Source organism: Streptomyces sp. Ru72 (genome assembly GCF_002920635.1).
In the GTDB taxonomy this organism is placed as follows: domain Bacteria; phylum Actinomycetota; class Actinomycetes; order Streptomycetales; family Streptomycetaceae; genus Streptomyces.
In genome coordinates, this window is record NZ_PQSR01000077.1 from 13,235 (window position 1) to 36,418 (window position 23,184).

Annotated in this window: 18 protein-coding genes and 1 pseudogene; 2 read left to right on the top strand and 17 right to left on the bottom strand. The window is 69.9% G+C overall.

The window, feature by feature from the left end:
- Window positions 1-89: 89 nt before the first annotated feature.
- From C3488_RS28285 to C3488_RS28315, 7 genes are all read right to left on the bottom strand, one after another.
- Window positions 90-3,203 (bottom strand): RICIN domain-containing protein, encoded by a 3,114-nt coding sequence (locus C3488_RS28285; RefSeq protein ID WP_103843758.1) that lies wholly within the window; start codon window positions 3,201-3,203, stop codon window positions 90-92.
- A 346-nt stretch (window positions 3,204-3,549) separates the two neighbouring features.
- On the bottom strand, window positions 3,550-4,467 hold the full coding sequence (locus C3488_RS28290) for an amidohydrolase (RefSeq protein ID WP_258053713.1): 918 nt from the start codon (window positions 4,465-4,467) through the stop codon (window positions 3,550-3,552).
- A gap of 57 nt (window positions 4,468-4,524) precedes the next feature.
- Window positions 4,525-4,872, bottom strand: a complete 348-nt coding sequence (locus C3488_RS28295; RefSeq protein ID WP_103843760.1) for an L-rhamnose mutarotase — start codon at window positions 4,870-4,872, stop codon at window positions 4,525-4,527.
- A complete protein-coding gene (locus C3488_RS28300) occupies window positions 4,869-6,857 on the bottom strand; it encodes a hypothetical protein (protein WP_103843761.1) in 1,989 nt (662 codons plus the stop codon). Before C3488_RS28300 ends, C3488_RS28295 begins: the two co-directional genes overlap by 4 nt.
- A 36-nt stretch (window positions 6,858-6,893) precedes the next feature.
- Entirely contained in the window at window positions 6,894-7,802 is a 909-nt protein-coding gene (locus C3488_RS28305; protein ID WP_103843762.1) for a carbohydrate ABC transporter permease, read from the bottom strand.
- A 67-nt stretch (window positions 7,803-7,869) separates the two neighbouring features.
- A complete protein-coding gene (locus C3488_RS28310; protein WP_103843763.1) occupies window positions 7,870-8,784 on the bottom strand; it encodes a carbohydrate ABC transporter permease in 915 nt (304 codons plus the stop codon).
- The gene (locus C3488_RS28315; protein WP_103843764.1) at window positions 8,781-10,145 is read right to left on the bottom strand and encodes an ABC transporter substrate-binding protein; all 1,365 of its coding nucleotides are present in this window, start codon (window positions 10,143-10,145) and stop codon (window positions 8,781-8,783) included. The genes C3488_RS28310 and C3488_RS28315 overlap by 4 nt, the downstream gene beginning before the upstream one ends.
- Window positions 10,146-10,525: 380 nt before the next feature.
- Here C3488_RS28315 and C3488_RS28320 point away from each other — a divergent pair, with 380 nt between their 5' ends.
- Together C3488_RS28320 and C3488_RS28325 are read left to right on the top strand one after the other, a co-directional pair.
- Window positions 10,526-11,323, top strand: coding sequence for a FadR/GntR family transcriptional regulator (locus C3488_RS28320; protein WP_103843765.1), 798 nt, complete (start codon window positions 10,526-10,528; stop codon window positions 11,321-11,323).
- 441 nt (window positions 11,324-11,764) lie between these two features.
- Window positions 11,765-14,383, top strand: coding sequence for a LamG-like jellyroll fold domain-containing protein (locus C3488_RS28325; RefSeq protein ID WP_103843766.1), 2,619 nt, complete (start codon window positions 11,765-11,767; stop codon window positions 14,381-14,383).
- Window positions 14,384-14,428: 45 nt separating this feature from the next.
- Here the strand turns inward: C3488_RS28325 and C3488_RS28330 are convergent, their stop codons facing one another.
- The 10 genes and pseudogenes from C3488_RS28330 to C3488_RS28375 all read right to left on the bottom strand — a co-directional run.
- The gene (locus C3488_RS28330) at window positions 14,429-15,157 is read right to left on the bottom strand and encodes a FadR/GntR family transcriptional regulator (RefSeq protein WP_103843767.1); all 729 of its coding nucleotides are present in this window, start codon (window positions 15,155-15,157) and stop codon (window positions 14,429-14,431) included.
- Complete coding sequence (locus tag C3488_RS28335; protein WP_103843768.1) at window positions 15,132-16,181, bottom strand: aldo/keto reductase; 1,050 nt, start codon at window positions 16,179-16,181, stop codon at window positions 15,132-15,134. Before C3488_RS28335 ends, C3488_RS28330 begins: the two co-directional genes overlap by 26 nt.
- Window positions 16,182-16,222: 41 nt before the next feature.
- Window positions 16,223-17,383, bottom strand: coding sequence for a sugar kinase (locus C3488_RS28340; protein WP_103843769.1), 1,161 nt, complete (start codon window positions 17,381-17,383; stop codon window positions 16,223-16,225).
- Complete coding sequence (gene eda, locus C3488_RS28345; protein ID WP_103843770.1) at window positions 17,380-18,009, bottom strand: bifunctional 4-hydroxy-2-oxoglutarate aldolase/2-dehydro-3-deoxy-phosphogluconate aldolase; 630 nt, start codon at window positions 18,007-18,009, stop codon at window positions 17,380-17,382. Before eda ends, C3488_RS28340 begins: the two co-directional genes overlap by 4 nt.
- Window positions 18,006-18,767 (bottom strand): SDR family oxidoreductase, encoded by a 762-nt coding sequence (locus tag C3488_RS28350; protein ID WP_103843771.1) that lies wholly within the window; start codon window positions 18,765-18,767, stop codon window positions 18,006-18,008. Before C3488_RS28350 ends, eda begins: the two co-directional genes overlap by 4 nt.
- A gap of 1 nt (window position 18,768) precedes the next feature.
- Complete coding sequence (locus C3488_RS28355; RefSeq protein WP_103843772.1) at window positions 18,769-19,806, bottom strand: zinc-binding dehydrogenase; 1,038 nt, start codon at window positions 19,804-19,806, stop codon at window positions 18,769-18,771.
- Window positions 19,803-20,240: an RbsD/FucU domain-containing protein gene (locus tag C3488_RS28360; protein ID WP_103843773.1), complete on the bottom strand. Its 438-nt coding sequence runs from the start codon at window positions 20,238-20,240 to the stop codon at window positions 19,803-19,805. The genes C3488_RS28355 and C3488_RS28360 overlap by 4 nt, the downstream gene beginning before the upstream one ends.
- On the bottom strand, window positions 20,231-21,133 hold the full coding sequence (locus C3488_RS28365) for an amidohydrolase (protein WP_103843774.1): 903 nt from the start codon (window positions 21,131-21,133) through the stop codon (window positions 20,231-20,233). Before C3488_RS28365 ends, C3488_RS28360 begins: the two co-directional genes overlap by 10 nt.
- Window positions 21,126-22,451, bottom strand: coding sequence for an L-fuconate dehydratase (locus C3488_RS28370; RefSeq protein WP_103843775.1), 1,326 nt, complete (start codon window positions 22,449-22,451; stop codon window positions 21,126-21,128). The genes C3488_RS28365 and C3488_RS28370 overlap by 8 nt, the downstream gene beginning before the upstream one ends.
- A gap of 87 nt (window positions 22,452-22,538) precedes the next feature.
- Window positions 22,539-23,184: pseudogene (locus C3488_RS28375) on the bottom strand (ABC transporter permease); the annotation flags it as partial.

Genomic DNA, 23,184 nt, shown 5'->3' on the forward strand with positions numbered 1-23,184 from the left:
GATGACCCGACGCACGGCAGAAGGCGGTGGGGCCGGAAAGCGATGGCCTTCCGGCCCACCGCCTGCTTGGGACCGTGGCGCGGAGGGACTCAGTCCACGCTCACCGCCCGCCACAGCTGGCTGTCGGCGTTCGTGTCCGCCGTCTGCACCAGCTGGGCACCCGCCGTCGTCGAGGAACCGGACACAGCGAGCAGCTTGCCGCTGTTCACGTTCTTGATCTTGTAGGAGCCGTTTCCGGCCGCGACCAGGGTCCAGTGCTGGCTCGCGGCGTTGTCGTCGGGCTGCTGGACGATGGTCGCGTCGTCCGCGGTGGATCCGCCGGAGACGTCCAGCAGCTGACCGCTGTTCTCGTTGACGATCTCGTAGCTGCCGTCACCGACCGGGACCCACAGCCAGCGCTGGTTCTGCGCCCCGGTGTCGTTCCACTGGAGGACGTTCCCCCCGGCGGCGGTCGATGCGCCCGAGACGTCGATCGCCTTGCCGCTGTTCTTGTTGAGGACCTTGTAGAACACGCTCGGGGCGGGGAAGGGGATGGAGGCGAACGCGTCCAGCGCGCAGACGGTGTTGGAAGAGGCCGTGTTCTTCGTTCCGGCGCACACGACCTTGATCGTGTGGGGGCCCGCGGCGAGATCCGTCTTCTCGAACAGCGGTACCTGCTTCGTCACCGTCGGGGCATAGGCGTCGATGCCCGACTGCGCCAGGGCGCCGTCGAGGTAGACGTCGACCTTGCCCATGTTCGGCTGCTTCATGCCGAGGTACCGCACGCCCGAGCCGGTGAAGGAGTACTGGACGGAGTCGCCCGCCCTGTTCGTGTACCTCTCGGACCCGTTGAAGTCGCGCGAGTCGTTCCAGTTCGACCAGCCGGCGGAGTAGGTCAGGCCGGAGTCCTTGTCGTCGACGTAGGCCCATCGCTGCCGTACGAGCGACTTCGACGCGGGGGACGCCTTCCCCTGGGCGTCCACGACGTAGAGGCGGTAGTCGCCGGGCTTTGGCGGGACGGCGATGGCCGTCGCGGTTCCGGCCGCCTTCGTCATGGTGGGGCCGACGGCGAACGTCGTCGTACCGGCAGGGGCCAGCCAGAGCGTCCTGGTCGCGTCACCGAGGGAGCGGACGGGGACGGACGACTCGCCCTTGCCAGTGAACGTGCTCGCGGGCAGGGCGTAGTCCTGCAGGCCCAGGTTGCCGCGGGGGACGATGTCCTTGTAGGCGCCCTCCGGGCCGGAGTTCACGGCGATGTCGTACGCCTGCGACGGCCACACGCGGTCCGGATACGCGTGCACGTCCTCGATGGTGCTGTTCGGGACGTTCTTGTTGGCCATCTTGTTGACGGTGCCGTAGGTGTCGGTGATGGTCAGGTCGTGCTGCCGGCCCCAGGTGCCGGAGTTGATGGTGTACGCCAGGCCCGGGTCGACGTCGAGCACGTTGTCGTGCTCGTTGAGGTAGGCGGAACCTTCGTCGGGGTGCATGCCGTACTTGTGGCCGGCCGGAACGCCCTGGATGTAGTTGTCGCTGATCTCGGTTCCCGGCTGGCTGCCCAGGGTGTAGATGGGAGCGGAGTCGCCGAGCACCTGCATCGTGTCGACGATCTGGTTGTGGCTGATGGTGTTGTTCCTCGCCGTGGTGGTCGGCACGCCGGGGCGGATGGAGTTCGCCGATCCGTCGAAGTTCCACCAACCCCAGCCGAGGGTGATGCCGGCCCACGGGGACTTCTCGATCCGGTTGTGCTGCACGGAGAGCGAATCGACGAAGTACGCCGACACCGGGCTGGACCCCTGGAACAGCACCGCACTGTCATAGAGGTAGTTGTCCGTGATCGAGATGTTCTTGCAGACGCCCTCGACGTCCACCGGGTACTTCTCGTGGTTGGTCGGGGTGTAGTCCCCGATGTACACGTGCTGGGGGTGTCCCACGGTGATGGCGGATCCGGCGATGTCGTTGACGTAGTTGCCGGTCAGCTGCGTGTCCGTCACGTCGTTGGCCAGGGTGATCCCGTCGGCGCCGGTGTGCTGCACCGTGGTGCGCGAAAGGACGATCCCGTCGGCGTTCTCCATCTGTACGGCAGCCGGCGGCAGGTCGACGTTGCGGTAGGTGTACGCGTGGAAGTTCTGCCTCGCGTACACGGTCGAGCTGGCGTTGCCCTGCTGGCCCTGGCGGAAGACGGAGCCCGCGACATCGACCAGGTTCCAGTCGGAGTGCTCCACGGTGAGCCCGGAGAAGGAGATGTTCCGCGCGTGGCTGGTCGTGGACGTGCCGGCGATCCTGATGAGGGTGGACACGTTGTTCGGCGCGAAGACCTGCGCCGTGGTCATGTCCTCGGAGCCGGACTTGTAGTAGTAGAGCGTGTGCTTCGTCTTGTCGAAGTAGAACTCGCCCGGCTGGTCCAGGAATTCGTACGCGTTCATGAAGGTGTGGCTGCCGCCGCCGGCGTTGAATCTGCCGTTCGGCGGCCCCTGGGCGATGGCCGCGCCCGGCTGCTGGAACAGAGCCACGCGGCTCGCGCCGTCCGAGCTCGTGGTGATCTGGCGGACTCCCACGATGGCCGTGGTCCAGGTCGTCGCCGACTTGATCTCGACGTCGTCCTGGTTGGAGGCGACGGCGGGCAGGTCGGAGAGGCTGTACTTGGCTCCGTCGCACTGCGAACCCGACTCCCAGGCCCAGGGAGCCTGGCCGGCCGTGACGGTGTAGGTCCCGTAGCAGCCGGCCGAGTTGATCGTCTTCGAGGCCATCTGGGCGCGCTTGCCGTTGACGTAGAGAGCGCGGAGCTTGTCGTCGCGGTTGAGCGTGGCCTTCCAGATGTTCCCGCTGTGCTGGGTCCAGCCGGTCACCTGAACGCCTGCGTTCAGCACCGGCTTCTCGTTCTGGTAGGCGGCGTAGACGACATGGTGGCCGTTCGTTCCGGAGTCGGCCGGCGTGAAGTCGATGGTGCTGCTCACCGGGTAGTCGCCGCCGCGGAGATAGACGTTGATGTCTCCGGTCATGTTGTCGTCGACCGTGCGTACGACGTCCCGGGCGTGCTGCAAGGTCCTGAACGGCGCGGTGATCGTCCCCGGGTTGGCGTCGTCGCCGTCGGGGGCGACGTAGTAGGTCGCCTGGGTCGCGGCCGAGGCCGGGGTCGGCGTGGTGAGGGAGGTCAGCAGCACGGCCGAGAGAGCCGTCGCAAGGACTGCTGACAACGTGCGGAAGGGGGACATGACCGGTTTCATCGTCTGCCCCTCCTGCTGGTTCGGACGGTCGAGCAGGTGTTCATGAGGCGGCTCCCTGGGTGTTCTCGGTGCGGTTGACGCGGATCTTGATCACGCCCGTCCCTGAGCGTCTCGAGGGCCGAGGCGCGCCGATGAGCGGCACCACCTTGCGAGTCGGGGTGGTTCCGCACCGTCAGAGGGGGGCGGGGGTTCACCTCACGACAGAGCGGCGGTTGTAATCGGTCAGGCGGGCGGTGGAAGGCGGTCGCGGCGCCGGCGAAGTGCGGGTGGACCCCGTTCGCGGCGCAGTCGTCGGGCAGTTGGTCCGCGAGGGCTGCCCAGCGGTCGTCGCCCTGTCGGTCAGACGTCACGGGAACTCCTCCCGCGGGTTGTGCTGCGTGGCGTCGGCGGCGGGCTGGGGAAGGCGGTAGAAGGCGGTCGCGGTGCCGGCGAGAAGTGCCTGGGTGTCGCTCTCGGCGCAACCGGTGAGCAGTTCGTCGACGGTGGCGGCCCAGCGGTTCCAGCCTCCCGCTAGGTTCGCGACCGGCCAGTCCGAGCCGAACATCAGCCGGTCGGGCCCGAAGGAGGCGAGCAGCACGTCCCACACCGGCCGGATGTCTGCGGTGGTCCAGGTCTCGTGGTCGGCCTCGGTGATCAGGCCCGACACCTTGCAGACCACCTGGGGGTGTCCGGCCAGCAGGCGCACCTGGCGTTCCCAGTCGGCCAGGTCGTGCCGGGCGATGGACGGCTTGCCCGCGTGGTTGAGTACCTGGGGGAGGTCGGGGAAGCGTTCCGCCAGTCGGATCGCCTGGTCGAGCTGATGGCTGCGGATGAGCACGTCGTAGCAGAGCCCCCGGTCCCGGACCGCCGCCAGCCCGCGTTCGACGTCGGGTCGTTGCAGCCAGCCCGGGTCCGTCTCGCCCTGGACGAGGTGGCGCAGGGATCGCAGATACGTGCCGCCCGGCCCGGCGAGCAGCCGGTCGAGCACGTCACCGATGGCCGGGGACGTCAGGTCCGCCCAGCCGACCACGGCCCCGATCAGCGGCTCATCCTCCGCGAGCGCGAGCAGGTCCTCGGTCTCGGGCACGTCCGCCACGCACTGCACGACCACCGTGCTGTGCAGCCGGCGGCCCGCGACCGGAAGGGTGGCGGTGGAGCGCAGGTCATCGGGGGTGAAGGTGCGGCGGATCGACGCCACGGCGGGGTCGTCCAGCCAGGGTTGCGGACGCCGGGCGAGGTCCCACAGGTGATGGTGGGCGTCGACGAGTGCAGCGGTGGAGGTCACTGGGGAATCCAAGTCGGGTCGGTACGGTGCAGTCCGAGCAAGCCGAGTCAGGCCTTGTCAGGCCGTGGTGTTGTCGCCCGGCTGGCTCAGGTGCCAGATCTCGGTGAGTTCCGTCCACTGGCGTGAGTCGCCCCGGTCGGGCCAGGGCTCCTGGCAGGGGTCGGTGAGCTTCCACCACTCCTGGGTCTCGGGGTCGGCCTCGAGTGCCGCCATGTCGGCCGCGAAGTCCTCGCCGTGGTACTCGAAGTAGGCGAACAGCGCGTCACCGTGGAGGAAGATGCTGTAGTTGCGGATGTGCGCCCGGTGCAGGGCGGCTTCGACTCCGGGCCAGACGGCGGAGTGGAGTTCGAGGTACTCCCGGCGGCGTTCGGGCCGGAGCCTGATGGTCTGGGCGATGCGTTTCATCGCGCACGCTCCTGAGGGGTGAAGGGTGTCCGGTAGCTGGGGGTGTTGGTGCGCAGCCCGAGCCGGAGAGTGAGCCGGATGCGGGTGGAGGCGGGCAGGTGGACGGTCAGGAAGGCGCTGCCGCAGGACTGCTCCGTCTCGGTGACCACCGGTTCCGTGTGGCCGTAGTCGTACATGTCCCCGATCCAGCCGTCGTCCGTGCAGGTCGTGTACCGGACCGCGGAGATGGTGTGCTCGGCGAAGGCGCCGGCCTGGACGATCACCGCGCGGTCTGCCTCGGGGGAGAGGTTCACCAGTTCCACGGTGGTCGCCTCGGGGTCGATCGAGGTGACCAGTGCGGCCACGTCCGGTGGCAGGCCCGCGCGGCGGGCTTCCGCGTCGTGGTAGCGCAGCCGGGCCTGCTGCAGGCCGCCGTTGTAGAGCACCTGAGGGCCGCCCCAGGTCAGCTGCACGAGGGCCTCGGTGACCACGGGGTTGCACAGCTGCCACACGTGGATGTCGGCCTCGGGCACGTCGAGGTCGCGGTAGCGGTCGATGCGTCTGAGGCGGTGACGGACCTGGGCCTGGGCGGCGGCGAGGATTCGTTCGGGGTAGCCGGGGTCGTCGCCGGCGAGGAAGGCGAACCACGCCTTCTCGTGCCCGGACTCCTCCTTGGCACGGAAGGGCCGGACGGTGCGCCAGTCGATGCCGTCGGCTTCGCGCAGCCGTTCCAGCCGGGTGCGGTCGGCGTCGGAGGCCGTGTGGTGCCACAGGGCCACCGGCACGGGCGGGGTGACCGGGTTGTAGTCGAACCAGCCCGAGTCGTTGTGACGGAACGGGAGGTGGAGCGTGGGCGTGTGGACGTCCGGACCGAGCTCGACCACCCACTTGGAGGGAAGACTGGAGTCCGCCTCGGTGTGGGGCATCACCTTGCCCTGACCGATGAGGGCGTCGAGCGAGGTCGCGACCATGGAGAGGTGGTCGTCGTCCCCGGTGACCATCGCCGCCGCCAGCGCCGCCACACAGGCCGCGTGGCCGACGCTGTGCCAGCCGTGCGGCCAGGACCAGCCGTAGTGGCCGCCGTACCAGCGGCCCTCCAGCAGACTGCCGACGACTCCGTCGGGACCGACGTTGTCCGGGATGAGGCCCTCGTTCGCCCGGGTGCGCTCCCGCCACGCGCCCACGTACTCGACGATCCAGTCGCGGTAGCGCTCCTCGCCGGAGAGGATCCAGGCGTTGAGGACCAGTCCGGCCGCGGCGAGGTTGACCGCCGTGTCGCCGACGCCCATCCGCTCGCGCATCTGCGCGCCCAGACGCGGATCCTCGGAGAGGGCGTACGGGCCGCCGTCCGCCTCGGGGATCCACTCCAGCGGGAAGCCGTACGTCTCCGCTTCCTTCGGCAGCCAGGGATAGGCGTCGCCGTCGAACAGACCTCGGCGGTCGGGGTCGCTGCCGTTGTGCGGACGGGTGATGATGCGGTGTTCGGGGTCGTAGTTGCCCTTGGCGGGGTCGACGTACAACTCGGCGAAGCGCAGGGCGCGCTCACGCCAGCGGTCGGGGGCGGCCATGCAGAGGAAGTAGAGCAGGAGCAGGCTCTCGCCCTGGTGGAACCAGTCGTAGCCACGCTCGAACTCGTCGCGCAGCATGTCCAGTTCCGTCAGCTGACGGGTCACCCCCTCCCAGTGCTTCTCGCTGGCGGGCAGCAGGTCGTCGGCGCCGCCGAGGAGGTAGAGCTGGGGCCAGTTGAAGAACACCTCGTAGAAGTCGTCCACACCGTCACGGGTGGTGAGTTCGCCGGTGTAGTCCAGCCGTCCGTCGGGGCCGGTGAAGTCGCGGGCGAAGCGCCGCCAGGCGTGGTCCAGCAGGTCGAACAGGGCCCGCTGCGCCACGGCCCAGCCGGGTGGTTCGAGCAGCGGCACCGCGGCCTGGACCTCGGTCGGGAGGGCCGGACGGCCGGAGGCCGGGGCGTCCCCACCCGAAGTCTGGTCGTCAGGGCTGAAGGGCATGAGGAGGATCTCCGTTCGGAGGGGGTGGTGCGGGCGTCATTCCTTGGTGGCTCCGGCGAGCATCCCGCTGACCAGGAAGCGCTGGGCGAACAGGAAGACGATCAGTACCGGTGTGATGGCCAGCAGCGTCGCCAGAGCCAGCTGCGGACGCTGGATCGCGAGCGAGCCGACGGTCGGGTTGAACGCCGGCACGCTGGTGAGCAGGTTGCCGATGCCCACCTGGATCGGCATCTGCTCGCTCTCGGGGAGCATCACGTACGGCAGGAAGTAGTTGGTCCAGTTGGCGACGAAGCTGAAGAAGCCCACGAGAGCGATGACCGGTGTGGCCAGTGGCAGTGCGACGTGGCGGAAGACGCCGAACTCGGAGCAGCCGTCCATCCGTGCAGCCGCCAGCAGGTCCTTCGGTACGGCGGTGGTGAAGTAGATGTACGTCAGGTACACGCCGAACGGGTAGAACGAGTACGGCAGGATGATCGACCACATGGTGCCGATCAGATGTACCGCGTTGATCTCCAGGAACAGCGGTACGACCAGCGTGGCGTTCGGCATGAGCATCACGACGAGGGTCGCGATCAGCAGGGCGTGCCGGCCGCGGAACTCGGTCATCGCCAGCGCGTACCCGGCCGGTACGGCCACGCACAGCGTGATGACCAGCGAGATCACCGCATAGAGCGCGGAGTTGCGCAGCCACAGCAGGATGGCGTCGTCTTGATACGCCGTGAGCGCGTCCCAGTTGGCCTTGAGCGCGTGCCAGGAGCCGAAGGAGAGCGGGCTGTCGTGGACCAGTTGCTGGTCGGTCTTGGTCGCCGCCAGGACGAGCCACAGTACCGGCAGGACGAAGAACACCAGGAACACCGCCAGCACGGAGGCGGCCAGCAGTCGGGACGGGATGTGCCGCGCGGGCCGGTGGCGCCGCCGCGATGCCCGGTGCGAGGCTCGACTCATGATGCCTGGTTCCCGTTCCATGCGTGGTGTGGCGGGGACCGGACCGGCAGGGGTCTGGGCAGGGGTCTCAATCGGCATCGAAGAATCCCGACCGTGCGACGAAGACTGCGGCGGCCGACACACTGACGACCAGGAGCTCCACCGAGACAGCGGCGGCGCCGTTGATGTTGTTCATCTGGAAGGCGAAGTCGTAGGTCAGCTGGTTGAGTGAGTAGTCGCGGCCGGCCACGCCCACACTGGCCAGGGAGAGCAGTTGCGGTTCGACGAAGAGCTGCGCGCCGCCCGCGAAAGCCAGGATCACCATGTACACGATCCACTTGCGAAGCATCGGGATCTGCACCCGCCAGGCGGTCTGCCAGGCGCCCGCGCCGTCGATGTGCGCGGCCTCCATGACGTCCTTCGGGATGTTGTTCAGCGCCCCGTACATGACCACGATCCAGCCGCCCGCGCCGGTCCAGAACGCGATGATCGTGAACAGCAGCGGCAGGTTGCCGGGAGCGATGACCTCGCCGAAGGTGTGGAACCCCAGCGCACCCAGCAGCGAACTCACCGGGCTCACCGTCGGGTCGAGCATGAACAGCCACACCAGCACGCTCGCCGCGCCGGCGAGCGCTCCGGGGATGTAGTAGAGGAACCGGAGCGCCCTTCCGGCCATACCGGAGGCCAGGCGGTGCAGCAGCAGCGCCAGGCCCACCACGAACACCACCAGGGAGACGAGCCAGAACACCAGATAGACCGCGACGTGGCCGACGGCGCCCATGAAGCGGAAGTCCTGCGCCGTGGTGACGAAGTTGGCGAAGCCGGTGAACGTGCCCCCGGCGTCGGTGAAGGCGAAGTAGACCGCATAGCCGGTCGGAAGGATGCCGAAGGCGATCAGCAGAAGCACGTAGCCGGCGACGAACGCCATGCCGGCCCGGCTCTGCCGGGCGGCGCCGCGACGGCGCCGGTGGGCAGAGCCGGCCAAAGAGGGGGTGATGGTCACTGGGAGACCTTGTATCCGTCGGACTGGGCGTACTTGACGATGGAGTCCTGCCAGGCCGGCAGCATCGAGACGATGCTCTTGCCCTGGGTCAGACCGGGCTTGACCGTGGCGGCCCAGATGGCCTCCTGGCTGAACTGGCCCGAGCCCCAGCCGGACCAGACCTGGGAGGAGGCGTCTTTGAGGGCTGAGAGGTCCCCGGCGAAGTAACCGGTGGCTCCCTGTGCTTTCAGCCAGTTCTCGGCCGCGGGCGCGTACGCCGGGAAGCCGGGCGCCTTCTCGCCCTGGTAGGCGTCGTCGGTGGTGACCCACTTCAGGAAGTCGGTGGCGGCCTTGATGTGCGTGGAGTGCTGGGACAGCAGCCAGGTGCCGCCGCCGACGTTGCCGGTGGACGGTGAGGGGTCCCCCTGCCACTGGGGGATGGGCGCCACCGCGATCTGCCGGGCCGGGGTCTTGAGGCCGTCCTTGAACACCGCGCCGCCGAACCAGGCGGGGCCGGGCATGAGCAGGACCTTGTCGGCTTCGTTCTTTGCGAAGTCGGTGCTGAAGACCCCGCTGACGGACATGGACTTGTCCTTGATCAGCGTGTCCATGAGCTTGGCCATCTTGGTGCAGTTTTCGCTGGTGGTGTTCACCGACACGGACTTGGGGCCGGTGATGTGGTTGGCGCCGCACTTGCTCGCCCACAGGTAGATCTCCGGGGTGAAGGTGTCGCCGGCGTCACCCACGAGGTAGCCGGGGTGCTCCTTGGCCACCTTCTCGCCGAGCTGCTGGTAGTCCTCCCAGGTCGCCGGAACCTTGTAGCCGAACTTCTTCATCAGCGGCGCGTTGTACCAGAGCACCGCCTGGGAGAGGTCGTTGCGCAGGCAGTAGAGCGTGCCGCCCACCGTGCAGACGTCGTTGGCCCCCTTGGCGAACTGCCCCAAGGTCGCCTCGGATATCAGGCCCTTGTTGAGCGGAGCGGCGAAGCCCGCGTCGACCGCCCAGGTCACCTCGTTGTTCTGGGAACTGAAGACGACGTCCGGCCAGCCCTTGCCGGTGCGGTTGAAGAGCTGGACCTTGGTCTGGAGGTAGTTCGAGCCGTTGGCGTCGCCGTCGTAACTGACGATGTCCAGCTTCACGTCCGGGTGCAGCTTCTGGTACAGCTTCGCGGCGTCCAGCCGGGTCGCGTCCACCCAGACGGTCAACGCGCCGTTCTTCTGGGCCGCCTGGGCGAAGCCGTTCTTTGCGGTCGTACCGGTAGCGCCGCCGCCGCAGCCGGCCAGGGTCAGCGCCATCACCGAGGCCGCGCAGCCGGCCAGCAACGTCGAACGTCTCCTGCTGTGCACTCCTACCTGGGCGGCCGGAGGCTTGTTGACGGTCATGAGCGACTCCACTGGGTTTGCAGGCGCCCCGAGCAGATCGGGAAGGTGGCGCGTGGATGAGGGCGACGCCGGGCCGTCCCGGTCGGGCGTCGGGTGGTCAGGACGGCCGTGCCGCTGCCGCCGCCGAAAGAAATTAGCCGCCTTATCAAGGGGCCCGTCAAGGGGTGTGGTCGGCTTTTTTGGGGTGCATTCGTGGATATCTAAGCGGCATCCCTGTGCGGTGACGCGAGTTATAGCCGGATATGCCTGGTGGGCTCTTTCGACTCACGCCCAGATCTTCTGGAAGATAAGTACGACTCATCAGAGGGCTGGGGTATGATGTGCGTGGCTCCACAGCGGTCCGCCGCACCTCGGCGCAGTCACTCCCGGAGGCAGGACAGATGAACGACACGCCCGCGATCGCGGCGGCCCTGCCCGGGCAGGCCTCTCCCGCTGCGGCAGCGGCGGCGAAAGGCCCGGACGAGCGGCGTGACTATCGCCCCGGCTACGAAGTCGTGGCCGAGCGGATCCTCGACTTCATCGCCGAGGCGCGGCTGGTGCCCGGCGACCGGATGCCCACGGAGAACGATCTCGCCCAGCAGCTGAACACCAGCAGGGCCGTCGTTCGGGAAGCTGTGAAGATCCTGTCGGCGCTCGGCCGCGTCCGGGCGCACAAGGGTCGCGGACTGTTCGTCGCGGACGACGAGGGCATGCTCATCACCAGCCGCTGGGGGGCCTTCTTCCGGCCGGTCGACCTCGACCACGTCCTCATGCTGTTCGAGTTCCGCAGGGTTCAGGAGATGGCCGCCAGCAGTCTCGCGGCCACCCGTGCCACGCCCGCCGAGCTGCGCACGATCGAACTCGCCATGCAGGAGTGCCGCCACGGGTTCGTCCATGGTCAGGTCGACGTGTTCAACCAGGCGGACGACGACTTCCACGCGGCCGTGGCCGCGGCCTCGCACAACACCTTCCTGGTCAGCGCTGTGCGCGACGCACGACGACTGCAGCGGCAGTCCAGCGCGATCGGGATCCACGACACGCTCGGTGAGGGCACCCGGTCCGCGGTCGAGGAGCATGAGGCGATCTACCGGGCCATTCGCGACGGCCGGTCCGACGAGGCGGCCCAGGCCACTGCCGCACATCTCGACAGGACGCTGGAGGACTACCGGCGGGAGATCCAGCGGCGCCTGTTCGGATGACCGTCGCCGGGCACCGCGGGTGAGCGTGTCCGTGGCCACCTCACGGAAGTCGCGGCCGGACCGCTTGACCGCTCGACCGCTCGACTGTCTTCTGCGCGAGTCCGGTCAGACGGCCGACAGGCTCCCAGTCGTCCAGTCCTTCTTCCAGCCGGGGCGCCCGCCGTCCTCGTGCGGTCCTGGCCCTGTGGAGCACCTCGCCCCCCGGTGTTGGCGGCTTGTCAGGGGACCGTGCGGCAGGCCGGAGTTCTGAGCGGCACTGTGCCTGGAGAAGCATTGCCGTACGAGGGGTGTTGACGGGACTCGCCGACACCTTAAGATCCCTGCTGCTCGAAGTACCGATCGTCGTACGACATGTCGAACGAGGTCATCAGACGACTTCGGCGGGCTGCCCTACTCCGGCCGGTACGCAACACAACGGTCCGTCACAAAGGAATGAGCCGCATGCCTTCAGAAGCCGGAGTGCCGCGCAGAACCGTCCTCACAGCCCTTGGCGCCGCCTCCCTCGTCGGGACCTTCGCCGCTGCCGCTCCCGCCGGTGCCACCGAACTCACCGGCGCCACCCCAAGCGCCACTGCCGCGGACCTGCCCGCCGCAGCCGCCCACTGGGCCTTCGACGAAGGCTCCGGCACCTCCGCCGCCGACTCCTCCGGCAACGGTCGTACCGCGACGCTGCAGGGCGCGGCCGGGTGGGGCACCGGCAAGGTCGGCACCCACAGCCTGAGCCTCACCGCAGGCGGCAACGCCACGGCGTCCGGGCCGGCCCTCGACACCTCCAAGGCGTTCTCGGTGGGCGTGTGGGTCAACCTGGCTCAACTCGGCGGCTACCAGACCGCCGTCAGCATCGACGGCAAGGTCGTCAGCTCCTTCTACCTGGGGCTGCGCGACGACACCGGCACCTTCGCCTTCGCCCGGCTGAACTCGGACGCCACTCAGGGCGCCGCGGTGGCGGCCGCCGCTTCGGCACCCACCACCGACACCTGGACCCACCTGGTCGGCGTCAGCGACCCGACCGCCGGCGTCATCCGCCTCTACGTCAACGGAGTGCTGGAAGGCGAGACCGCCTACACCGCGGGCTGGGCCGGCAGCGGCGACACCGCCATCGGCCGTGCGCTCTACGGCGGTGGACACGTCGACCAGTGGCACGGCCTGATCGACGACGTGTGGATGTTCCCGTCCGCTCTCACCTCCGACCAGGTCGCGGCGCTGGCCGGGGTCCCCGTGGAGAGCACGACGCCGCTGCTGAGCGTGGACGTCGGCAACCCCGCGCACGCCGTGTCCCCCATCCTCCCCGGCTTGATGTTCGAGGACATCAACCACTCCGGCGAGGGCGGCATCTACGCCGAACTCGTGCAGAACCGCTCGATGATGGCCAGCGACACCACGCCCGTCCACTGGTCCGCCGTCGGCGCAGCGACCCTCGCACTCGACACCGCCACCCCGCTCAACGCCGCGCTCAACCGTTCCCTCAAGGTCGTGCTGCCGAGCAGTGCGGGACCCGGAAACCGGGCCGGCGTCGCCAACGACGGCTTCTGGGGCATACCCGTGCGGCCCGGAACCACCTACACCGCCCGGCTGTTCGCCAAGGCGTCGCGACGCCTCGGCCCGCTCACGGTGGCCATCGAGTCGGCGGACGGCGCGACGGTGTACGCATCCGCCCGTGTGCCCCACATCGGCACCGCCTTCCCCGGCCGCCCGTTCGAGCTGACCCTGCGCACCGGTTCGCGGACTCCCGTGGTCGGTGACGCGAGGCTGACCGTCACCACGGCGGACCCCGCCGCCGCGGGCGAGACCCTGTGGCTCCAGCACGTGTCCCTCTTCCCGCCCACCTACAACAACCGGCCCAACGGGCTGCGCATCGACCTGATGGAGAAACTGGTCGCCCTGAAGCCGAAGTTCCTGCGCTTCCCCGGCGGGAACTTCCTCGAGGGCAACACGATCGCGACACGGTTCAACTGGAAGACCACCATCGGTCCGGTCTGGGAACGCCCCGGCCACATGGACGACGCCTGGGGCTACTGGTCCACGGACGGCCTCGGACTCCTCGAATACCTGGAGTGGGTCGAGGACATGCACGCCCAGCCGGTACTCGCCGTCTTCGCCGGCTACTCGCTCAAGGGCGAACACGTCACCGGAGACGCCCTCAAGCCGTTCGTCCAGGACGCACTCGACGAGATCGAGTACATCACCGGCCCCGTCACCAGCACCTGGGGCGCGCGACGTGCCGCCGACGGGCATCCCGAGCCGTTCCCGCTGGAGTACGTGGAGATCGGCAACGAGGACTGGTTCGACTCCTCGGGGTCGTACAACGAGCGGTTCGCGGCCTTCTACGACGCGATCAAAGCGAGGTACCCGCATCTGAAGCTGATCGCCACGACGTCCGTGACGAGCCGCACGCCGGACCTGATCGACGAGCACTACTACCTCGCGCCATCCGCCGCCCAGGCCTCCACCCACAAGTACGACAACCGGGACCGCAGTTCGACGAAGGTGTTCGTCGGAGAGTGGGCCGCGCAGGAGGGCCGCCCCACACCCGACCTCAACGCGGCGCTCGGCGACGCCGCTTGGCTGGCCGGTCTGATCCGCAACTCGGACCAGGTCCTCATGGAGTGCTACGCGCCGCTCTTCTCGCACGTCAAGAACAACGTGTGGGCCACCAACCTGATCGCCTACGACAACCTGACCAGCTACGCGTCGCCCAGCTACTGGGCACAGCACATGCTGACGAGCAGGCTCGGCAACACGGTGCTGCCGGCCACCGCGCGTGCGCTGCCCGGCCTCGCCACCGTGGCCACCCGCTCCGGGAACCGCCTCTACCTCGCGGTCGTCAACTCCGGGACGGAGAAGGTGAACGTGCCGGTCGAGCTGAAGGGCCTGGCCAAGGGGGTCAAGAGGCAGGCCACCGCGACGGTCCTGACCGGCCCTTCGCGCGCCACCACCAACACGCTGACCGAACCCGACATGTTGGTGCCCAGGACCAGCACCGTGACCGGCGCGGCAGCGTCCTTCACCAGCATCGTGCCACCGCTCTCGGTCACCGTACTCGAACTGGTCCTGACCTGATCGGTCACCGCCCGACGCACCTGATTCCCGGCGCACGGCCCGATGTCAGGCCGGTTTCCCGCTCTCCGGAGGATCCTCCGCCGGGGCGGCGCTCCTCAGATGTTCCCGCAGCCACTGTTCGGTGTGGCTCACGTGCATCAGTGCGGCGGCCTGGCTGAGGGCGGCGTCACGGGTGCACAGGGCGTCGAAGATCGCCTCGTGTTCCGCGAGGGTCCTCCCTGCGGCCTGGTCGTCGACCAGGCCGCGCCAGATGCGGGCGCGCAGGGTGCGGCCCGAGATGCCTTCCAGCAGGGTGAGCAGTGTCTCGTTGCCCGTGGCCGAGACAACGGCGCGGTGGAAGGCCGCGTCGTGCGCGTTGAGCTGTTCCATGTCGTCGCGGGCCGCTCGCATGGCGTCCAGGTGCTGCTTGACCTGTGCCAGCTGGTCGTCGGTGATCCGGGTGGCGGCGAGAGCGGTGGCGACCGGTTCGAGGAGCCGGCGAACCTCCATCAGGTCCAGCAGTGCCGCCGAGTCGCTCTGCAGCAGCTCGACCGCGCCGCCCAGGCCCTCGAGCAGCAGGCTCGGCTGGAGGCTGGTCACATACGTGCCGTCGCCCCGTCGGACTTCGAGCACGCGGGCGACCGCGAGTGCTTTGACCGCCTCACGAGCCAGGTTCCGGGACAGGCCCAGCTGGGCCGCCAGCTCCGGCTCCGGAGGCAGCTTCGAACCCGGTGGCAGCGCACCGGTGCGGATGAGCTCACGGATCTGCTCAATGGCCTTGTCCGTCAGAGACAACGCGCACCCCTTCCGTCTCCCCCGGAGTGTTCTCCGCGCTGCTTCGCGTCGGGACGTCCGGCCTGATCAGGCCCTGGGTGCGAAGGTCGTCCCAGAGAACCTCCGGCACGTGCCGACCGTGGAGTTCCACGTTGCGCCTGACCTGCTCCTGGTTCCTCATCCCCAGGGTGACGCTGATGATACTGGGATGGCTGAAGGGGAAAGCGATCGCGGCTGCGGGCAGGGTCGTGCCGTGCCGTTCGCAGACCTCGGCGATGGCCAGGGCACGGGCGACGAGCTCCGGCGGGGCGTCCTTGTAGTCGTACTTCATGCCGGCTCTCGGACGGTCCTCGGAGAGCAGACCCGAGTTGAACACGCCGACGGCGACCACGGTCTTGCCGTGCTCCCGTGCGGCGGGCAGCACGTCGTCGAGCGCCGACTGGTCGAGGAGCGTGTAGCGTCCGGCCAGCATCACCACGTCGGCCGCGGTCTCGCGCAGGAAGCGGGCGAGCATGGCCGACTGGTTCATACCGGCGCCGATCGCGCCGATCACGCCCTGGTCGCGCAGGTCCGCGAGGGCGGGCATGGCTTCGTCCGCCGCCTGCTGCCAGTGGTCGTCGGGGTCGTGCAGGTAGACGATGTCGAGGCGGTCCAGACCCGTACGCTCCAGCGTGGCGTCGATGGACCGGAGCACGCCGTCCCGGCTGAAGTCCCAGCGGCGGCGCAGGTCGTCCCGGACGACGAACCCCTCGCTGTCGACGCCCCGCGGCCGCTCGTTGGGGACGAGCAGCCGGCCCACCTTGGAGGAGACGACGTACTGCTTGCGGGGACGGTCGCGCAGGGCGGCCCCCAGGCGCCGCTCGGAGAGGCCGAGCCCGTAGTGCGGCGCGGTGTCGAAGTACCGGATGCCGCTGTCCCAGGCCGCCTCGATCGCGGCTGCCGCGTCCTGGACCGGTGTGACCCGATAGAGGTTGCCGATGACGGAGGCCCCGAAGCCCAGCTCGGTGACGTCGACGGTGGTGTTCGTGATGTTCCGGTGTTGCAAGACGTGCTCCTCGGGTCCTACGGGTGGGACAGGGGCGCCGTTCAGCGCCTGACGGCGGCCGAGCCGCCCGCCGCGAGTGCTTCGACCTCGCTGAGCGAGGCCATGGAGACGTCGCCGGGCGTGGTCATGGCCAGGGCGCCGTGCGCCGTGCCGTAGGCCAGGGCCCGCTTCAGACAGGCGACGGTGAGCGGGGCACCGGTCGGCTCGGCACCATCGAGCGGCTCGGAGGCGGGGCGCCGCAGCCGCGAGGGCTCCGGCCCGGACTCGCCCGTGGGTTCGTTCTCAGGCCCGGCGGCCGACGTCATCAGCCCGTAGATCAGCCCGGCCGCGAAGGCGTCGCCGGAGCCGATGCGGTCCAGGACCTGCAGACCGGGCATGTCGGGGCCCGCGACGAAGCCGGTCGCCGGTGACCAGGCCGCCGAGGACCAGTCGTTCACTCCTGCCGAAGGCACGCCGCGGAGCGTCGTGGCCAGTACCTTGACCTCGGGCAGCCGGTCGGCGACCTCGGCGAACGCCTCCGGCACCTCGTCCGCGCGGACGCGCACCGCGCCCGGGTACGGTCCGGTCAGGCCGAGGGCGCCCACCACCACGTCGGCGTGCCGGGCGAGCCGCAGGTCCACCTCGCGTGCCCGTTCGGCGCCGCCACGGTCGGCCCAGAGGCTCGGGCGGTAGTTCGGGTCGTAGGAGACGGTGACGCCGTGCCGCCCTGCCGCGGCCATCGCCTCCTCGGCAACGTCCACCGTGGTGTCCGACAGGCCGGCGAAGATGCCGCCGGTGTGGAACCAGCGCGGGCCCCCGGCGAACAGGGAGTCCCAGTCGACGTCCCCCTTGCGCAGCTGGGACACGGCCGTGTTCGCGCGGTCACTGACACCCAGCGCGCCCCGGATGCCGAAGCCCCGCTCCACGAAGTTCAGCCCGTTGCGGGCGGTGCGGCCGACACCGTCGTCGGGCACCCAGCGAATCAGTGACGTGTCCACACCGCCCTGGAGGATCAGGTCCTCGGCCAGCCTTCCGACCGCGTTGTCGACCAGGGCGGTCACGACGGCCGTGCGCAGGCCGAAGCAGCGGCGCAGTCCGCGTACGACGTTGTACTCGCCGCCGCCCTCCCAGACGTGGAAGGTGCGGGCGGTGCGGATACGGCCCTCGCCGGGGTCGAAGCGGAGCATGACCTCGCCGAGGGCGACGACCTCCGGGACGCTCATCTCGTACTCCTCTCGACGGCCTCGGCGGTCAGCCGCCGGATCCTGTCGTAGTCGCCGCGCTCCAGGTGGCCGGTGGTCGCCATCCAGCTGCCGCCGACGGCGAGGACCGCCGGGTGGGCGAGGTAGGCGGGCAGGTGCGCGGGGCCGATGCCTCCGGTCGGCACGAAGCGTGCCTGGGGAAACGGGGCCGTCAGCGCCTTGAGCATCCCCGTGCCGCCGAGAGGCTCGGCGGGGAACAGCTTGACCGTGTCGAGGCCCGCGCGCAGAGCGCGCATCAGCTCCGTGGCCGTGGCGATGCCCGGTACCACGGGCACGTCGAGTGCGCGGCACGTGGCGACGACCTCGGCGTCGTACCCGGGGGAGACCACGAAGCGGGCCCCGGCCACGACGGCCCGCTCCGCCTGCTCGGGCGTGAGCACGGTGCCCGCGCCGACCGCCAGCCCGCCGTGCGCCGCCATCGCCTTCACCACCTGCTCGGCGTCCGCGGTACGGAAGGTGACCTCGGCACACCGGGCCCCGCCCGCCGCGAGCGCGTCGGCGAGCGGGCCGGCCGTCGCGACGGACGGAACCGTGAGCACGGGCAGGATCCGGGCGCCGGCCAGCACGGAGGCGAGGGACGCGGTCATCGGCCCAGCCATCCGCCGTCGACGGGCAGGACGGTGCCGTGGACGTAGGCGGCGGCGTCGGAGGCCAGGAACACGGTGGCGCCCGCGAGGTCGTGGGCGGTGCCCCAGCGTCCGGCGGGGATGCGGTCGAGGATGGCCTTGCTGCGGGCAGGGTCGTCCTGGAGGGCCTGCGTGTTGTCGGTGGCGATGTAGCCGGGTGCGATGGCGTTGACGTTGACGCCGTGCGGGGCCCACTCGTTGGCCAGTGCCTTGGTGAGTCCGGCGATGCCGTGTTTGGCGGCGGTGTACCCGGGGACGGTGATTCCGCCCTGGAAGCTGAGCAGCGACGCGGTGAAGATGATCTTTCCGTGGCCGCGGGACACCATCGCCCCGCCGACCGCACGCGACAGCGTGAACTGGGCGTTGAGGTTGACTTGGAGGACCAATTCCCAGTCGGTGTCCGGGTGTTCGGCGGCCGGGGACCGGCGGATCGTGCCCGCGTTGTTGACGAGGATGTCCACCGGCCGCTCGCGGCCGGCGAGGTCTGCGGCCAGAGCGCGTACGGCGTCGGGGTCGGCGAAGTCCGTCCGGATGGCCTCGAAGGTGCGTCCGGCGGCGGTGACGTCCTTCTCGACGTCGCTGCCGGATGTCTCCAGGGTGGCGCTGACGCCGATGACGTCCGCGCCGGCCTCGGCCAGCGCGCGGGCCATGGCCCGGCCGATGCCGCGCCGGGCGCCGGTGACGACGGCGAGCCGGCCGGTGAGGTCGAACAGAGACATCTCAGGCTCCCGTCGTGTCGGTGGCGCACTCCACCAGGATCTTCATCACGTCGCCGCCGCCCTCCAAGGCCCCGAAGGCCGCGGGCGCCTCGGTGAGTGGCACGACCTTGCTGATCAGCCGCTCGGCGGGAATCGTTCCGTCGGCCACCAGCGCCACCGCCTTCTCGAAGTCCGAGCGGTCGTAGAGCCGGGCTCCGACGAGGGTGAGTTCCCGCCAGAAGAAGCGGTGCAGGTTCACCTCGCGGGGCCGGGGGTGGATCGCCACCAGGCACAGACGGCCGCGTACGCCCAGCACCTCCACGGCGGTGTCGACACCGCCCGCCGCGCCGGAGACCTCGAAGGCGACCTCCGCGCCCGCTCCGCCGGTCCACCGCCGGACGAGTTCGGGCACGTCGTCGGCGGCCGGGTCCCAAACGGTCAGCCCCAACTCCTCGGCAAGGAGGCGGCGGTGGGTGCTCAGCTCCACCACCCGGACCTCGGCCCCGGCGGCCTGCGCGACCAGCGCGATCAGGACGCCGACCGGTCCGCCGCCGACCACGACGACCTTCTCGCCCTCCCGTACCTGGGCCCGGCCCACGTCGTGCACGGCCACGGCCGTGGGCTCGACGAGTGCGGCCCGGTCCAGGGCGAGGGAGCCCGGCAGCCGGATGAGCGTCGACGCGGGCACCCTCCAGCGCTGCTGCATCGCGCCCGGTGAGTCGATGCCGATGAAGTCGAGGTTCTGGCAGATGTGCTGATGGCCCGCGCGGCATGCCGGGCAGGTGCCGTCCCAGCGCAGCGGCATCACGGTCACCGCGTCACCGGGCTGCCAGCCCTCCACACCCGGACCGACGCGGACGACGCGGCCGGACATCTCGTGTCCGAGGACGGCGGGCGCGGCGACCCGGGCGTCCATGTCGCCGTGGAAGATGTGCAGATCGGTGCCGCAGATGCCGACGTAGGCGGGGGCCAGCTCCACCTCCCCGGGACCGGGGGCGGGGGCGTCGACGGCCGCCGTGTCCAGGGTGCGGGCGGCCGTGTAACGGACAGCGAGTGTCATGGTGTCGTCAGGGTCCCTTCAGCGCGGACGCCGATGGTCAGCAGCAGGTTGGCGTACGTACGGATGTCGGCGGTGACGATCGCCAGCGCCAGGTCGGGGGAGCGCGCGGCGTCGTAGAACGCGAACCGGTCCAGCGCCTCCACCGGTGCGGGCGCCAGCCGGGCGCGGTACTCGGCGATGGCCGGCGGCTCCGGTTCGCCCTCGGGCGGCACCATCACCTGTGCCGATTCCACCGGGACGGCCCGCAGAAGGACGTCGAGCACGGTGGTGACGTCCAGCAGGCCCGGCCTCAGGTTGAGATGGACGGTTCTGGCCCGCTCGCCGGTGGCCGTACTGGCGGGGTAGTGGCCGTCGGCGAGCAGGATGCGGGCGCCGTGACCGGCTCCGGCCAGGGCTTCGAGGATTCCGGGGTGCAGCAGTTCCGTCAGGAGCACGTCGTCCCCTCCTTCGTCGGGGCGGGCGTCAGGTGGTAGAAGGTCGTCGCGGTGCCGGCGAGGATCGCGTCGATCTCGGGGCCGGAGCAGCCGTCCATGAGTTCGTCGACGGCGGCGGCCCAGCGGTTCCAGCCACCGGCGAGGACGCAGACCGGCCAGTCGGAGCCGAACATCAGCCGGTCGGGGCCGAAGGCGGAGAGCAGGACGTCCCACACCGGGCGGATGTCGGCGACGGTCCACCTCTCGTGGTCGGCCTCCGTGACAAGACCCGACACCTTGCAGCGGACCTGGGGATGCCGGGCCAGTGTCCGCACCTGCTGTGCCCAGTCGGTCAGTTCCCGGCTGGCGACAGGGGGCTTGCCCGCATGGTCCAGGACGAGGGGCAGCTCCGGGAGCCTCTCCGCGAGACGGATCACCTGAGGGAACTGGTGGCTGCGGATCAGCACGTCATACCCGAGCCCGCGCTCCGCGACCGCTCGCAGCCCCCGCTCGACGTCCGGGCGCCCGAGCCAGTGCGGATCGGACTCGCCCTGAACGAGGTGCCGCACGGCCCGCAGGTACCGGCCTGCCGAGCCTGTGCGCAGATCGTCGAGTACGTCGCCGATCGCGGGGGAAGTCAGGTCCGCCCAGCCGACGACGGCACCGATCAGCGGGTCGCTGTCGGCCAGGGCGAGGAGGTCGCGTGTCTCGGGAACGGACGTGATGCACTGCACGAGCACCGTACTTGTCAGTCGCCGTCCGGCGATCGGCCGGGTCGCGGCCGAGCGCAGGGCGTGCGAGCTGAAGTTGCGTCGGAGCGGCTCGTGCCCGGGTTCGTCCAGCCAGGGCTGCGGCCGGACGTCAAGGTTCCACACGTGGTGGTGGGCGTCGACGAGGGCCGGGGTGTCAGACACGGGCGGTCCAGACGGGGCCGTCGGGGTAGGCGTACTCCTTGAGGGACTCCGGGTGCATCTGCGCGCTCAGCCCGGGAAGCTCCGGCGCGAGGTAGTGGCCGTCGGCGATGCGTACCGGGTCGACGAAGTGCTCGTGGAGGTGGTCGACGTACTCGATGACCCGGTCCTCCAGGGTGCCGGAGACGGCGACGTAGTCGAACATCGACAGGTGCTGCACCATCTCGCACAGACCGACGCCGCCGGCGTGCGGGCAGACCGGCACGCCGAACTTGGCGGCGAGCAGCAGGATCGCGATGTTCTCGTTGACGCCGCCGACCCGTGCCGAGTCGATCTGCACGATGTCCACCGCGCCGGCCTGGAGAAGCTGCTTGAAGACGACCCGGTTGGCGACGTGCTCGCCGGTGGCGACCTTGATGGGGCTGACGGCCCTGCGGACCGCGGCGTGGCCGAGGATGTCGTCCGGCGAGGTGGGCTCCTCGATCCAGTACGGCTGGTAGGGCGCCAGGGCGCGCATCCAGTCGATCGCCTCCTGGACGTCCCATCGCTGGTTGGCGTCCACGGCGATACGGATGCCGTCGCCCACCGCCTCGCGGGCGGTGCGCATGCGCCGTACGTCGTCCTCCAGCAACGCCCCCACCTTGAGCTTGATCTGGGTGAAGCCGTCGGCGACCGCCTCCCGCGCCAGACGGGCCAGCTTCTCGTCGGAGTAGCCGAGCCAGCCGGGGGTGGTGGTGTAGGCGGGGTAGCCGGCCTCCAGCAGCCGGGCGATGCGCTCCTGGCGGCCGGGTTCGGCACGGCGCAGGATCTCCAGTGCCTCCTCGGGGGTGAGCGCGTCGCTCAGCCAGCGGAAGTCGACCTGCGCGACCAGTTCCTCGGGTGACATCTCGCCGAGGAACCGCCACACGGGCTTGCCCGCACGCTTGGCGGCCAGATCCCAGGCCGCGTTGACCACCGCGCCGATGGCCATGTGGATGGCACCCTTCTCCGGCCCCAGCCAGCGCAGTTGAGGATCGTGCACGAGGGAGCGGGAGAACGCGCCGAGGTCGGCGCAGACCTGATCCACGGAGAGCCCGACCACGTGCGGAGCGAGGGCCGCGATGGCCGCGGCCTGTACGTCGTTGCCGCGGCCGGTGGTGAAGGCCAGGGCGTGCCCCTCCAGTCCGTCGCCGGCGTCGGTGCGCAGGATCACGTAGGCGGCCGAGTAGTCGGGTTCGGGATTCATCGCGTCCGAACCGTCCAGGTGCTCGGACGTCGGGAACCGCACGTCCAGGACGTCGAGAGCGGTGATACGGGCGGACGCGGACACGGCAGAGGACATGACGTCAACTCCTGTGAGAGCAGGTGGGCACTCGGCCCCCTGCGATGGGACGGGTGGCGGCGGGGGTCGGCGGCGCGGGCCGCCGGGTCAGTCCTGGACCTTGCCGCCGGTGATGCGCGAGATGGTCAGGGCGACGAGGATGATCAGGCCGTTGAGGGCGCCGATCCACTGCGCGGGGACGCCCGCGAGGGTCAGCACGTTCTGGATCATGAACAGCAGGAGGATGCCGCTGAAGGCCCCGAACATGGTGCCCTTGCCGCCGTTGAGGCTGATTCCGCCGATGACGGCGGCGGCGAAGACGGTGAAGATATAGCCGTTGCCCTGCGCGGAGGCCACCGAGGCGAGCCGCCCGGACAGCAGCAGTCCGGCCAGGGCGGCGAGCACGCTGCCGGTGACGATGACGATCCACAGCACCCGGTCGGTGCGGATACCGGCCGCCTTCGCCGCGTCGACGTTGCCGCCGATGGCGTACAGCGACCGGCCGAAGCTGGTCCAGCCCAGCACGACGATGGCGACGGCGAACAGCGCCAGGCAGATCCAGATGGAGGCCGGCATCCCGAACCATTCCGCGGTGCCCAGGTAGAGCATCGACTTCGGCAGCTGGAAGAAGGTCTGGCCGCCGGAGATGCCGGTCAGGACGCCCCGCAGGACGATCAGCATGCCGAGGGTGACGATGAAGCCGTTGAGGCCGAAGCGGATGATCGAGCAGAGCGTTGATCACTCCGACGAGCAC